Source organism: Streptomyces sp. NBC_01116 (assembly GCF_041435495.1).
In the GTDB taxonomy this organism is placed as follows: Bacteria; Actinomycetota; Actinomycetes; order Streptomycetales; family Streptomycetaceae; genus Streptomyces.
In genome coordinates this window covers 8,042,029-8,055,911 of sequence record NZ_CP108644.1, presented here as the reverse complement: position 1 = coordinate 8,055,911, position 13,883 = coordinate 8,042,029, and the positions used below count along the sequence as shown (strand labels likewise).

The window sequence follows — 13,883 nt, the reverse complement described above, 5'->3', positions numbered from 1 at the left end:
CTCATCAGCTCTCGTCAGGGGCTCTCCTCGCGGGCGAAGAGGCGGGTCAGCGGGCCGCCCGCCCGGATCAGCTCGTCCCAGGTGCCCTCCTCGACGATGCGCCCGCCGTCCAGGACCGCGATCCGGTCGGCCCTGCGGACCGTCGCCGGGCGGTGGGCGATCACCAGGGTCGTCCGGGTGGCCGAGTCGGCCGCGAGCGCCCGGGACAGTTCCGCGTCGCCCCGGTGGTCCAGATGGGCCGTCGTCTCGTCCAGGACGAGGACCCGCGGGCCGCTCAGCAGTCCCCGGGCCAGGGCCACCCGGGCGCGCTGGCCGCCGGACAGGGTCGCTCCGCGCTCGCCGACGGCGGTGTCCAGCCCGTCGGGCAGGGCGTCGGCGATGGGAGTGATGCCGCAGATCCGGGCCACCTCGCCCAGCTCGTCCATCGTGGCGCCCGGAGCGCCCAGGCGGAGGTTCTCGGCGAGGGTGCCGTGGAAGAGCGGGGCCTCCTGCCCCACCACGGACACGGCGGCACGCAGGTCCTCCTCGGCGAGGTCCCGCAGGTCCAGCGGGCGGTCCGGGGCGGTGGGCAGGAGCTCCACGGCGCCGGCCTCGGGGTCCCAGTACCGCGCCAGGAGGTGGGCGCAGGTCGACTTGCCCGCCCCGGACGCTCCGACGAGGGCCACGGTCTCGCCCGGCCGGACGGTCAGGTCGACGCCGTCCAGCACGGCCTCTCCCCCGTAGCCGAACCGGACTCCGCGCAGCCGCAGGCCGAGCGGCCCCGGCGGAACGGGGCGGGGGGCGGCGGGAGCTGGGGCCCCGGCGGGGGCGTGCACGGCGGCCCGGACCCGGGCGGCGGCTGCGCGCAGGCCCCCGGCACGGCCGAGTGCGGCCGCCGATTCGGCGACCGGCGCCAGGGCTCCCAGGGCGAGTGCCATGGCGGCCGGGGCCCACGCCCCGTCCAGACGTCCGGTGGACGCGGCGTGGGCGGCGGCCGCCACGACCGCGATGACGGCGGCGACGACCAGCAGATCGCGGGTCGCGCCCGCACCGGTCTCCCAGGACTGTTCGGCGCGCTGGGCGCGGGCGAGCCGACGTCCGGCGGACCGCAGCCGGGCCCGCCTGCGGTTCAGCGCCCCCGTCATCAGGAGCTCGCGCAGCCCGTCGACGCTCTCCACCGTCTCCGACGAGACCTCGGCGAGCGCGCTCCGGGTCCGCGCCCCGCGCTCCGCGCGCCCGCGCGCTTCGAACAGCGGCGACCAGACCAGGAGGAGCGCGGCGGGCACGACGGCGAGCAGCAGCCAGGGGCCGAGGGCCGCCAGGACAGCGGCCGACACCGCGAAGACCACGCCGGAGGCGAGGAGTTGCGCGATGGCGTGGGCGTAGAAGAACTCCAGGGCCTCGACGTCCCCGAGCGCGGTGGCCGCGAGGTCGCCGCTGCGCCGGCCCGCGATCCGGGCGGGGGCGCTGCGGGCCAGCCCGTCGAAGACCCGGACGCGCAGTTCGGCGAGGACCCGGTAGGCGAGGTCGTGCGAGAGGTCCATCTCCCGCCAGGTGGCGAGGGCCCGGAGCAGGACCAGCCCGATCAGGACCGCGACGGTTCCCGCGGCGGGCGGCCGGTGCTCGGTGACGGCCGTGCCCACCGTGTACGCGGCGAGGGTCACGAGGGCGACCAGGGCGGCCTGGTCGACGAGGGCGGCCAGACAGGTGCGCAGGACGGTCGCGCGGTGCGCGCCGAGGACCGGGAGGAGCGAGCGCAGGGCACCGGCAGCGTCGTCCACGTCTGCGGCGGGGCCGGGGGGACGGGCGGGACCGGTCGGGGCAGGGGTCGAGGTCATGCGGCGCGCTCCTCCTGAGCGGTGCGTCCGGCCGCGACGAGCGAGGCGTACACGCCGCCGCCCGCGAGCAGGGTGGTGTGGTCGCCCGTCGCGGCGACACGGCCCGCGTCGAGGACGACGATGTGGTCGGCGTGGCGTACGGCGTCCAGCCGGTGGGCGACGACGACACAGGTGCGGCCTCGGCCGGCCGCCGACAGTTCCCGCACGATGCGGGCCTGGCCGCGCTCGTCGACCGCGCTGGTGGCCTCGTCCAGGATCAGGACGGGGGCGTCGGCCAGCAGCGCCCGCGCGAGGGCGAGCCGTTGGCGCTGTCCGCCGGAGAGGGTGGCGCCGCGTTCGCCGACGAGGGTGGCGTAACCGTCCGGCAGCCGGGCGATCTCCTGGTCGATCCCGGCGGTGCGGGCGGCGGCGCGCAGTTGTTCGTCGGTGGCGGCCGGGCGGGCGATGCGCAGGTTCTCCGCGATCGTGGCGTGGAAGAGGTAGGTGTCCTGCGAGACCACGGCGATGCCCCGGCGCAGCGAGGCGAGGGTGTACGCGGCGGTGGCCGTCCCGGCGACGGCGAGGCGGCCGCTGTCCGGGTCCCGCTGCCGCAGCAGCAGGCTCAGCAGGGTCGACTTCCCCGCCCCGGACGGACCGACGACGGCTGTGGTGCGCCCGGGGGCGGCGGTGAAGGTGACGCCGCGGAGGGCGGGCCGCCCGCTTCCCGGGTGGGTGAAGTGCACGTCCTCGAAACGGATTTCGGGTGCGCCCTCCCAGGCGGCGGTCACGGTTCCCCGGTCGGGCACGGCGGCTTCGGCGGTGCGCAGGCCGGCGATCCCGTCGGCCGCGGACACCCCGAGGTATCCCGCGTGCCATTCGCGGGACAGGTCGCGGACGGGGCGGAAGCATTCGGAGGCGAGGAGCAGCAGGAGGTAGGTGCCGGTGGCGGCGGTACGGCCGGTGGCGGCCGACGAGCACGCCACGAGGACGGCGGCGGCCGTGCCGCCCTGGACGGCCAGGTCGGTGAGGCCGGTGTCGACGAGCGAGACCCGGAGTTTGGCGACGGTGGTCCGGTGCAGGGCGGCCGACCGCCGCTCCAGCCGTTCCCGTACGCGGCCCACCGCACCCGTCGCGCGCAGGGTCGGCATCCCCTGGAGCGCCTCCAGGTAGTCGGCGGCGAGGGCTTCGTAGGAGTCCCAGTGCTCCTTGCCCCGCCGCGCGAGCAGCCGGTCCCACCAGCGGGGCCCGAACAGGGCGAGCACCAGGGCGGGGCCGAGGGCCAGAGCCGCGTACGGCTCGACGAGGGCGACGGCGACGAGCAGCAGCGGCGGAACGGCGCAGGTGATGAGCGCTTGGGGCAGATAGCGCGAGACGTAGGCGTCGACGCCCTCGACGCCGTCCACCAGTGTGGCGCGCACGGCTCCGGCGCGCGCACCGGTGATCGCGGTGGGGCCGAGTGCGCCGAGCCGCTCCAGCAGGGTGTCGCGCAGCCTGATCCGTACGGTGGCTCCCGCCGTGACGGCGGTCAGGCGCTGGGCGCGGCCGAGTCCGGCGCGGACCAGGACGACGGCGATGACGGCGGTGAGCAGCGGAACCAGGGCGGACGTCTCCCCCCGGGCGATCCGGGCGAGCACGAGGGCGAGAAGGACGGCCTGGGCGAGGTGGGTGGCGGTGACCGCCGCGAGCAGTGCGGTGGCGAGGCCGAGCGGGCGGCGCGCGGTGTGCGCGGCGCGCAGGAGTTCGGGGTGGAGCATCATGGGCGTTCTTCCTCGCCGGGCGGTGCCGCCGGAGCGGCGGCGGTCGGGGCTGCGTCTGTCGGGGTTGCGGGTACGGGTGCCGGGGTCGGGGCTGCGGGTGCGGGTGCCGGGGCGGCGGGTGCCGGGGTCGGGGCTGCGGGTGCGGGTGCGGGTGTGGGTGTGGGTGCCAGGGTCGCTGTGGCAGGGGCCGTCCGGGCTGATGGCCCTTCGGGGGTCCGTGGGCGTCGGGCGGAGTCCGGGGCTACGGGGCCCGGCGGCGGGGGTGCTCCCACCGCCACGCCGTGCACGATCCAGTCGCGTCCGGGCGCCTCGCCCAGCGCCGCGCCCAGGTCCGCCCCCTGCCAGGACCCGATGGGCCGGGAGCGCAGGCCCAGCGCCGTGGCGTGGGCCTGGACCGCTCCGGCCGCGTACCCGGCGGCGAGGTGGCAGGTGCGAACAACGGCCGGCGGGGCGTCCATGGGGCAGCCGTGGGCGAGGAGCACCGCGCCCGTGCCGCCGATCCACCGCTGGCCCGCGGCCCAGTGGGCGAGGGTGGGACGAGCGTCTCCGGCGGCGCGGACATCGAGGCCCCGGCCCTCGGGCGCCTTCGCGTACAGGGCAGGATCGCCACCGCCGACCGCCGCGGTCCAGGCGGGTCCGTCCGGCCGTGCTGTCCCGGCTGTGGTCAGGAGCAGGGTGAGCAGATCCCGGCCCGGTGGGCGGGTCAGGTCGTCGGGCGGGGCGCTCCGGCGCGCTGCCAAGGCCGCGTCGGTCACCGGTCCCGGGCGGAGGGCCGGGTGCCAGGTGCCGCCCGGCTGCTCGGGGGATGCCGCGATGTGGCGCAACAAGTGCCGTGCGGAGGCGAGTTCGCGGGGCGGGATGGTCTCCGCACCGGGCTGCGGCGACGGGGTCGTCGCGGCACGGGGCGAATCGGCCCACGCGCTCAGTGTCCCGTGGGACTCGGCGGTCGTGCCCGCGGGCGTCAACCTCACGGCCGCGAGCGGCAGTTCCGGTTCGCCGCCGGGCCGGGCCCCGGGCCGGTCCGGAGCGGCGGGCAACCCTGCGGCGGCGGAGAGGAGGGCGGCGTCCGCGTCGAGGCAGACCAGCACGTCGGCGGCCGGCGACCCGGCCAGCGCCAGGGCCGCGGCGGCGTGGCCCGTGTCCAGCAGGAGCAGCGGCCAGGCGCGGTGGCCGTAGTGCGCGACGGTGCGCGAGGCGGCGGCGGTGAGGACGACGAGCACGCCCGGGGGCGGATCGTCGGGGGCGGGGCCGCGCTGGTGGGCGCGGTGGGCGCGCGGGTCGTAGGCGTAACGTCCGGGTGGCAGCGAACACCCCGGCCCGACCAGGAGGTGCGCGCACACCGGGTGCAGGGCTCCCGCCGAGGGAACGGGCCGCAGCCGGCCCGGGGCACCGGCGGGCGCGGCCAGCGAGAGGCGCAGGACGCGGTCCAGGTCGACCGCGGCCCGGCCCCCTGGGCCCATCCCGGGCCGGGGTTCGTCCCCGGCCAACGGCAGCCCGGCCCCGGGCCCGGGGAACGGGCGCTCGGGGACGTACGGGGCGGGGCCCGGCGCACGCGAGGAGCGGACGTCCGCGAGGGCCCGGCGCAGGAGGCCGGACGCGGGTCGCGCCCCGGATTCGGGTGCGGCTGTCCGGGCCGAGGGGTCGGGCATGGCGGCACGCTCCTTCACATGTGCGGGGGCGGGGCGAGGGTGAAGTCCCCCGGAGCGGTGGGCGGTCGGGTTCGCCAGCCCCGGGCGAGCGCGGCGTCCGCGAAGCGCGGGCAGCCGAAGTAGCCGAAGGCCGCCGGGGCGTTGGGGATCAGTCCGGAGACCAGGACGCGGGCGACGCGCAGCGGCGTCTCGGCGACGTCCTCCGTGGTGAGGTCGGCGGTGATCACCCGGTGTCCGCCGGCGGCGAGCGCCGCGTCGAGCGCGGTGCGGCTACCGGGGGTGATCTCGGTGACCGGGACCGGGCCGAGGGCGGGCTCGGTGAAGCGGCGGGCGAGCGGGGACATCCGGTCGTCGAGCCAGACCTGGACATGGGCCCCGAGGTCCCGCACGGCGGCGAAATCGGGCCCGCAGTCGTCGAGATAGCGCCGGTCGGCACGGTGGTCGAGGTAGAGGCCACGGGCGAGCATTCCGGCTTCGACCGCCCGGTACACCCAGCCGTCGGCGTCCACCGCTCCCTGGGTGAACACCCAGGTGTGCACCGCCTCCAGCACGGCCTTGCGGGCCGCCTCCGCCGGGTCGTAGCGGCAGGCGAACCCGGCCGCGTGAATGCCACGCACGGGATCGTGCGCGAGGGCCGCCACACAGGGGGCGAATTCGGACGGCATCTCCACGATGCGCACGTCCAGCCCGCAGCCGGCCAGATCCTCGGTGAGGCCGGGGACGCTCGCCGGGTCGATGCCCCGGGTTGGCCCGTCCAGGTGCCACCACAGCTCCAGGGCGTCGCGCTCGACGACTTCGAGGAGACCGCGCTCGACGGCGTCGTCGAGGCCCTGCCCGGTGGCGATGCCCGCGTAGTTGAGGTGGTGGGTCCGGGGCAGCGAACGCAGGCGGCCCTGGCGCCAGTTGAGGTGGGTCAGTGCTACGGGGGCCCAGCAGGGCCGCCCGTTCTCGGTGGCCCTGGTCCACAGCGCCGGTGTGTCGGGGGTGAGTCCGGCGTACGGGAATCCCCGGCGGCCGTACTGCCAGGGGGCGTACGCCGGCAGAGCGCCGGGTCCGTAGAGGCGGTGGCCCTCGGCGGTCAGTTCGGCGGCGGTGGCCCGGCGGGGCTCCTGGGGGTGTCCGGGCGGGGGGAGGCGGTTGCCGCAGTAGCGCTCGACGGCCTCGGCCACCGCGGCGATCCAGGCGCCCCGGGGGTCGCCGAACGTGGTGCCGAGCGAGACGCGGTCGGCGGGCCAGGCGCCGAGGCGGCGGGCGTCGGCGACGTCGGCGGTCATCGCGGTGTAGCGGGGCGGCGCACCGGTGGGGTGCTCGACGGGTGCGACGTCGCGGATGATCCCGGTGACGGGATCGACGAGGGCTTCGATGGGCAGGGCGCTGGTCAACGGCATATCTCCGGTGCGGGCTCGACATAGCGGCGTCGGGCGACGACGGGCAGGTGGAGGGCGCTGCCCCGGGCGTTCACGGTGCGGCGGGACGGGGTGAGCCGGGTGGCGGTGACCGGGTCCTGGCCGGTGTGCGGGTTGCGGGCGTGGGCGGGAAAGTGGTGTCCGGCGATCTCCGCGCGCAGCCGGGTGCCGGCGGGCAGCCGACGGCCCAGCGTGCCGAGCGGCACGGTGATGTCCGCGGCCTCGCCGGGTGGGCCGGTGCGCCGGACGATGCCGAAGGCGAGCGGATCCGCGCGGCCGGACGGGTCGAGCGCGGTCAGCCGTACGGCCCAGTCGGCACTGGGCGTGTCGGCCGTGACGTTGATCCGGGCGACGGCGGCTCCCGCCAGGTCGAGCGGGCGGGGCAGCGGTGGTGAGAGGAGCAGGCAGCGGTCGGCGCGGCCGTCGTCGTCCGGGACGGCGAGATCGTCGGAGCGCACGGGACGGTCGGGGTCGGCGCTGAACTCGGCTCCGTGGAGCAGCCGTAGCCCGGTGGGCGTGTCGAAGGGCCAGCGGTGGTCCGCCTCCGGCCGGTCCGGTGGGGTGGCGCCGGGAGTGATCGCCGCTCCCTGTGTGCTGTGCCAACGGCCACTGTCGCCGAGGGCGATGACACCGTGCCGGGTCGGCGCCAGCCGACCGGAGAGCGCCGCGCGGGCCCACCGTACGTACAGCGCACCGAGGTTGACGCGTGCGCGGGCCGGTACGGCCGGGTCGGCGGTGAGGCGGTGGCCCCAGGGGCCGAGCAGCAGGCGGGACGGTCCGCCCCAGCCGCGCCAGAGGGCCACGGTGTCGTCGGCGAAGGGGTCACGGGTGCCGCCGACGGCGAGCAGCGGTAGGCGGGCGGCGGAGCCCAGCGCGACGAGCCGGCCTCGCTCTCCGGCGCTCCAGAGCCGGGGCCAGGAGGGCAGTTCGCGTCCCAGGCCCTCGGCCAGCCGTGCGGCGAGGCGCATGACCGGGAGGTGTTCGAGCAGCCGGGGGTCGTCCGCCAGGACCCGGGCCAACGCGTCCGGGTCGGAGTCGCGACGGTCGCCGTGCGCCGCCCACCAGCCGGCCCTGGCCCACAGCCGCTCCGGGCCCGCGGGCTCCCGCGCCGTCTCGGCCAGTCCGAGCGCGGGGACAGCGGCGATGACGGCGTCCGGGACGCCGTCGCGGTGGAGGTCGCCGGAGTCGGTCCCGGGTCCGGCCGCGCGGGTTGTGTCACCGGCGGCGTCAGGGGCGGTGCCGGGTGCGGTGTCAGGGGCGGTGCCGGGTGCGGCGAGCGCGGTGACGAGGGCGCAGTACGCGGCGTAGGAGGCGCCGACGGCGACGACCTCCCCGTTGCTCCAGGCCTGGGCGCGCACCCAGGCGACGGTGGCCGCGCCGTCCGCCGTCTCGTGACCCCGGAACGGGTGCCACTGCCCCGGTGAGTCGTGGCGGCCGCGTACGTCCTGGGCGAGGGCGGCGAATCCGTTCGCCGCCCAGCCGCGCAGCTCGGCGCGGTGGGCGACGCGCCCGTAGGGGGTTCTGATCAGGACGGCGGGAAGGGCGCGGGTTCCGTCCGGAAGGCAGACGTCGGTGGCGAGCGCGGTGCCGTCCGGCGTGGGGACGTACACGGTGCGGGTGTTCACGGGCGCGCCGTGGCTGCCGCGGACCCGGCACGCGCCCGCGTCGGGGCCGGGACGGAGGCAGGGGCAGGAGCAGGAGCATGGACAGCGGCAGGCAGGGGCGCGACGTCCGGGACGGGGAGCACGGGGTGCTCGGTGAGGGTGAGATCCCGCAGGTCGATCCGGCGCAGCCGACGGCGCGCCGGGAGAACGGCCGCCCGGCCCGGCCCGGCATCGGCCGGGGCCCTGCCCCTGCCCCCGGCTTCGGCTTCGGCTTCGGCTTCGGCTTCGGCTTCGGCTTCGGCTTCGGCCCAGGCGATCAGGTCGGCGGTGAGGAGTGCGGCGATCAGGGCGGCGGAGGCTTCGCTGGGGTGCGGTCCCGTGTCGGGGGTCCGGTGTCCGGCCCAGTAGGCGGCGAGTTCGCGGTGGGCGGGGGTGGCCGCGAGTCTGCGGAGCCGGACGTGACGGGAGGTCACGTCTCCCGGGACCGCGGCAAGGGGTTCGGTCCAGCTGTGGACGCCCTCGCGGTGGCAGCGCAGCCAGGCCACGCGCCGCCCGGGCAGCCGGTCCGCCGTGCCCCAAAGCCCTTCGGGCACGGGTGAGTCGAGGCACCACACCACCGCGACGCTTCCTTCCGCACCACGGTCCGGGGCCGCCCGGACCAGCTCCGCCACACCGTCCGGGGTGATCCGGTGGACCTCGGCCCCCTCCGCCCCGGCGCAGCGTGCGAGCGGCTCGGTGAGCACGGGCGCGCCGAGGACGTGGACGGTCCGGCCGTCGAGCGGGGCCCGCGGCGGGGTGGACACCGCGTGCCCGCCCGTCTCGAAGGCCGCGACGAGCCGGGCGAGTCCGGTGGTGTCCGCACCCTCGCCCGGCGCCTCCTCCCCCGTCAGCCGGCGTACCAGGTCCTCAGCGGCGACACCGCCGGTGTCGATGCGCAGGAACTCCCCGCCGGAGGTCCGGAGCACGGGGGCGCCACCGGGGACGGTGACGATCCCGGTGCCGGGAGCGAGTCGACTGCGGGTCACGGAATCCTCCGGAGCTGGAAGCGGGAACGGGAGCAGAGGTGCGGGGAGGTTCGGGGCCGAACGGGGCGGGCCCGCCCGGGATGTGACCGGGCGGGCCCGCCCCCGCGCTACGCGGGGAATCTGCCGTCAGCGGCAGGCGTCGCTTACTTCTCGGCCGCGGTGTCGGCCTCGACGGCGTCGTCGAAGGGGTTCTCGACGAGGGCGTTCGAGTGGGTGGCGGAGAGGTGGGCGAGCTGGCCCTGGTCGGCGATCGGGCTGAACACCTTGTTGTTCTCCATGAGTTGAATCTCCATTCGGTCGGATCGGATGGGTGTTTCGGTCGCGGCGCTGGTGCGTGCCGCAGCACAGACACTAATGAATATGATTTTCATTCCGCAATAGCTGGAGCGGATCGAGAGGGTGATCTGGGTAACAGACGGGCCAGCCCCCGGCGCTGTCGATCCCCACCCGGCCCTCCACGCCGAGGACTTCGGCCAGCAGACGCCGGGTGACCACCTCGGCCGGAGGCCCGTCGGCGGCGACGCGCCCCTCACGCAGCGCGACGATGCGATCGGCGAACCGCGCGGCGTGGTTGAGGTCGTGCAGCACCATCACCACCGTCAGCCGACGCTCGGCGCGCAGCCGTACGACCGTCTGGAGCACCTCCAGTTGGTGCCGCAGATCGAGATAGGTGGTCGGCTCGTCGAGGAAGAGCACACGGGCGTCCTGGGCCAGGGCCATGGCCAGCCGGACCCGCTGGCGTTCACCTCCGGACAGCACGTCCACGGGCCGGTCGGCCCAGTCGGTGACACCGACGTCCGCGAGCGCCCGGGACGTCACCTCGTCGTCGCCCTCCCGCAGCATCCCGAGCGGCCCTCGGGCCGCATAGCGGCCCTGCCGCACCAGTTGACGCACGGTCAGTCCAGGTACCGCGGGCGCCGATTGGTGGAGCAGCGCGACGCGCCGGGCCGCGGTGCGGCGGGGGAGCCGCGCCACGTCGTCGCCTTCGAGCAGGACGCGCCCGCCGCTCGGGGTGAGCAGTCCGGCGGCGAGCTTGAGGAAGGTGCTCTTGCCGCAGCCGTTCAACCCGATCAGGGCGACCAGTTCGCCGGCGCGGACGCTCAGGTCCACCCCGCGCAGGACCATCCGTCCGGGGTAGCCGAAGGCCAGCCCCTCCGCCCGGACGACCTCCGGGCCGGGCACGACGTCCGGCTCCGCTTCCGGACCGGCCGCCGTCCCCACCGGGCCCGGCTCCACTTGTCCGGTCAGACCTTCCGGCATGCCACCCTCCTCATCCGCCGTCCTCCACTTCCGTTGATGTCGATGTGTCGATGCCGATGTATAGATGCCGGTGCCGGTGCCGCGCCGACACCCGTTTCGCCGCGCCGTGTCCGCGTACCGCTCTCCGTCATCGCTCGTCCGCCCGCCGCCGCGCCACGACCATCAGCAGCCCCGCCCCCACGAACGTGGTCAGAGCGCCGACCGGAAGGGTCAGCCGGTCCGCGTCCAGCCCGGTGGCCAGCAGCCGGGACAGCAGTTGGGCGGCGGCGTCCGCCCCGCACACCACCGCCGCGCCGAGCAGCGCGGCGCCCGGCAGGGTGATGCGCAGGTCGGCCCCGAAGACGGCCAGCGCCAGATGGGGCACCAGCAGCCCCACGAAGCCGAGCGCCCCCACGGCCGACACGGCACCGGCCGTCAGCGCCACGGCGCAGACCAGCGCCGCTCCCCGGCCCCGGCCGGTGGCCAGGCCCGCGGCAGAGGCCTGTTCGTCGCCGCAGCGCAAGAGGGTCAGCGGCCCCGCGAGCAGCCAGGCCGCCGCGCCCCAGAAGACGGCCCACGGCCAGAGCAGATTCCAGTGCTGCCAGACCCGGCCCTCGGTGGATCCGATCAACCACTGCACGACGCTGCCGAGTTCGCCGGGGGCCACCAGGAGGACGACGGCGGTGAGCCCGGCGAGCACCGCCGACACGAGGACCCCGTACACGGCGGTCTGTTCCGGGTCGCCCCGGTCCCGTCCGGCGAGCAGCCACAGCAGACCCGCCCCGGCGAAGCCGCCGAGACAGGACGCCACGACCACGGCCGTGGGGGATTCCCAGCCCGCCAGGCCCAGGCCGGTCGCGGCGACCGCGCCGAGCACGGCACCGGGAGTGACGCCGGTGACTTCGGGCCCGGCCAGCGGGTTGCGCAGGGCCGACTGGAGCACGAGCCCGGCCACCCCGAGGCAGGCTCCGGCGACCAGCGCCACCAGCAGCCGGGGCAACCGGAGCCGGAGCACGATGTGGTCGGCGGTGGGATCGCCTCCGCCGAGCAGCACCGCCCGTACGCCGTCAGGGGTGACGCCCCGTCCGGCGAACAGATCGGCGCAGGCCACAGCGGCGACGAGCAGCGCCAGGCCGCCCATCCGGACGCCCGGTGCACGCAGGGCCCGGCGGGCAGGGCCGGGCACGGTGTCGATGAGCGTCATCGTTCCGCCTTCCGCAGGACGGGAGCGGGGAGATCCGGCGGGCCCCCGGGTGCGGACGGGGCCACGGGGGCCCGGTCCCGGGCGGGCCGCCTCCCCCGCTTCAGCAGCACGACTCCGACCGGCACCCCGATCAGAGCGGTCCAGGCGCCGACCGGCGTCTCGACCGGGGCGAGGGCCAGCCGGGCCGGCTGATCGGCGCACAGCACGACGATCGCGCCGCACACGGCGGACCGGACGAGCCACCCGGCCGCGCCGCCGTCCGGGCGGAGGCGGCGGGCGAGGTGGGGGGCGAGGAAACCGACCCAGGCCACCGGCCCGCAGACGGCGACGACGGGAGCGATGAGGACGACGGCGATGCCCAGCGCGGCGACTCGCGCGCGTTCGACCCGTACGCCCAGCGCGCGGGCGTCGTCGTCGCCGAGGCGCAGCACTCCGAGCACCGGCACGCACAGCACCAGCGCCGGGACGGCCACGGCGAGCCAGGGCAGCAGACCGGTGACGTCGTCCCAGGTGCGGGCGGACAGACTGCCCAGCAGATAGCGGTAGATGAGCTGGAGGTCGAGCTGATCGGCCATCACCATGAGGACCAGCAGCGCCGCCTGGAGCGCGGCGGCGACGGCTGCTCCGGTGAGCAGGACGGCCGAGGGGCTCCGCCCGAATCCGGCGGCGACCAGGGTGAGCAGACCGCCGAGCGCCGCCCCGGCCAGGGCGAGGAACGGTTGCAGTCCGAGGGGAACCCCCAGGGCCAGGACCAGCGGTGCGGCGACGCCCAGGGCGGCCCCGGAGGAGACGCCCAGCATCTCGGGCACGGCCAGCGGGTTGCGCAGGGCCTCCTGGAGGACGAGGCCCGCCGCGCCCAGGCAGGCTCCGGCGATCAGCGCCAGCACCAGGCGGGGCAGCCGCAGTTCGGTGACGACGAGCCCCGCGAGCCCGTCGGCCCCCAGCGTGGCCGGGAGCCTGAGGGGCGGGACGTACGGCGTGCCGAGGCCGAGCGCGCAGACCGCGCCCGCCAGGGCCGCCGCGCCCAGGCAGAGCGGCGCCACGGGCGGACGCCTCACCGCAGTGCGGCCGTCGCCTCGTCGAGGACGACGCCCAGCGAACGGGTGCCGCGCCCCTTGGCCCAGACCTCGGAGTCGACCTCGATGACCTTGCCGTTCTTCACCGCCGGGATCCGTGACCAGAGCGGGTTCTTCGCCAGCTTGTCGGAGAGCTTGCCGTCCGGCGCGCCGAAGGACAGGGTCTCCACGAACAGGACGTCGACGTCCCGGGCGAGGATCTCCTCCAGGCTGTAGCTGCCGTCGACGCCCCGGCTCTTCCAGGGGTAGTGAGTGATCTTCGGGAAGAGTCCGGCCGCCACATCGGTCTCCGGGGTGGCCACGCCGAAGTTCTCGTCGCTGCCGTAGACGATGAGCGCGGTCTTGTCGCTCTTCGCCTTCTCCGCCTGTGCGAGGCGGCCGCGGAAGCCCTTCTCCGCCTTCTCGCCCTGCTCGGTGCGGCCGGTGAGCGCGGCCAGGTCCCGCAGATAGCCGACGCTGTCCTGCCAGGATCCGGGCTGGACCGGCCAGAACGCCGTGGCGCCCTTCAGCGCGGGAGCCAGCTTGCCGTGGGTGTCCTCCAGGCCGATCACCAGGTCGGGCCGGTGGGACAGGATCGCCTCGACCTCGGGGCTGAGGAAGCCGCCGGGCACGACCGGTATCCCCGCGGCCTTCTCCCGGCCCAGGAACTTCGGGTGCGCCAGCACCTGGGAGTTGGTGGCGGTCGGCGTCATGCCCAGCTCGACGAGGATGTCGTCGCAGAGGGCGACCAGGCAGACGATCCTCTCCGGCGGCTTGGGCAGGGAGACCGTGACGCCCTTGGCGTCGGTGATCCGGGTGGCGGCCTCGATGGGCCGCACGTCCGTGCTCGTGCGGGCGCCGGCGCCCCCCGGAGCGGCGGCCGGTCCTCCGGTGTCCGCCTCCCCGGTTCCGCAGCCGGCCAGCAGGCCTCCCAGTACGGCGATCGCGGCCCAGCGGCGGACTCTCAGCGCGGTTCGTGGCATCGACGGTCCCTCAACGTTCCTGTGCGGTCCCGGGGATGGGGCGGATACGGCGGCGGAGCCCCGGGAACGATCCCCCGCCACAGACCGGAACCTTACACATGATTATCATTTCCAATAAAGTGCCGGTGCCTCTCCCCCGTTTTCGACGGCCGTCGCCGGGCCCCA

The 13,883-nt window shown here is 76.3% G+C and carries 11 protein-coding genes; all 11 read right to left on the bottom strand.

The window, feature by feature from the left end:
- Positions 1–14: 14 nt before the first annotated feature.
- The 11 genes from OG245_RS35260 to OG245_RS35210 all read right to left on the bottom strand — a co-directional run bounded on the left by OG245_RS35260 (position 15) and on the right by OG245_RS35210 (position 13,718).
- The gene (locus OG245_RS35260; RefSeq protein WP_371627401.1) at positions 15–1,817 is read right to left on the bottom strand and encodes an ABC transporter ATP-binding protein; all 1,803 of its coding nucleotides are present in this window, start codon (positions 1,815–1,817) and stop codon (positions 15–17) included.
- On the bottom strand, positions 1,814–3,553 hold the full coding sequence (locus OG245_RS35255) for an ABC transporter ATP-binding protein/permease (protein ID WP_371627400.1): 1,740 nt from the start codon (positions 3,551–3,553) through the stop codon (positions 1,814–1,816). The genes OG245_RS35260 and OG245_RS35255 overlap by 4 nt, the downstream gene beginning before the upstream one ends.
- Positions 3,550–5,202 (bottom strand): nitroreductase, encoded by a 1,653-nt coding sequence (locus tag OG245_RS35250; RefSeq protein WP_371627399.1) that lies wholly within the window; start codon positions 5,200–5,202, stop codon positions 3,550–3,552. Before OG245_RS35250 ends, OG245_RS35255 begins: the two co-directional genes overlap by 4 nt.
- 14 nt (positions 5,203–5,216) lie before the next feature.
- A complete protein-coding gene (locus OG245_RS35245; RefSeq protein ID WP_371628076.1) occupies positions 5,217–6,584 on the bottom strand; it encodes a YcaO-like family protein in 1,368 nt (455 codons plus the stop codon).
- Positions 6,581–8,233: a CocE/NonD family hydrolase gene (locus OG245_RS35240; RefSeq protein WP_371627398.1), complete on the bottom strand. Its 1,653-nt coding sequence runs from the start codon at positions 8,231–8,233 to the stop codon at positions 6,581–6,583. The genes OG245_RS35245 and OG245_RS35240 overlap by 4 nt, the downstream gene beginning before the upstream one ends.
- Entirely contained in the window at positions 8,230–9,237 is a 1,008-nt protein-coding gene (locus tag OG245_RS35235) for a hypothetical protein (protein ID WP_371627397.1), read from the bottom strand. Before OG245_RS35235 ends, OG245_RS35240 begins: the two co-directional genes overlap by 4 nt.
- 143 nt (positions 9,238–9,380) lie before the next feature.
- Entirely contained in the window at positions 9,381–9,515 is a 135-nt protein-coding gene (gene amiA / locus OG245_RS35230; protein WP_007452728.1) for a streptamidine family RiPP, read from the bottom strand.
- A gap of 73 nt (positions 9,516–9,588) precedes the next feature.
- Positions 9,589–10,497: an ABC transporter ATP-binding protein gene (locus OG245_RS35225; protein ID WP_371627396.1), complete on the bottom strand. Its 909-nt coding sequence runs from the start codon at positions 10,495–10,497 to the stop codon at positions 9,589–9,591.
- 127 nt (positions 10,498–10,624) lie between these two features.
- On the bottom strand, positions 10,625–11,680 hold the full coding sequence (locus OG245_RS35220) for a FecCD family ABC transporter permease (protein WP_371627395.1): 1,056 nt from the start codon (positions 11,678–11,680) through the stop codon (positions 10,625–10,627).
- Positions 11,677–12,738, bottom strand: a complete 1,062-nt coding sequence (locus OG245_RS35215; protein ID WP_371627394.1) for a FecCD family ABC transporter permease — start codon at positions 12,736–12,738, stop codon at positions 11,677–11,679. Before OG245_RS35215 ends, OG245_RS35220 begins: the two co-directional genes overlap by 4 nt.
- Positions 12,735–13,718 (bottom strand): ABC transporter substrate-binding protein, encoded by a 984-nt coding sequence (locus tag OG245_RS35210; RefSeq protein ID WP_371627393.1) that lies wholly within the window; start codon positions 13,716–13,718, stop codon positions 12,735–12,737. Before OG245_RS35210 ends, OG245_RS35215 begins: the two co-directional genes overlap by 4 nt.
- Positions 13,719–13,883: the final 165 nt, after the last annotated feature.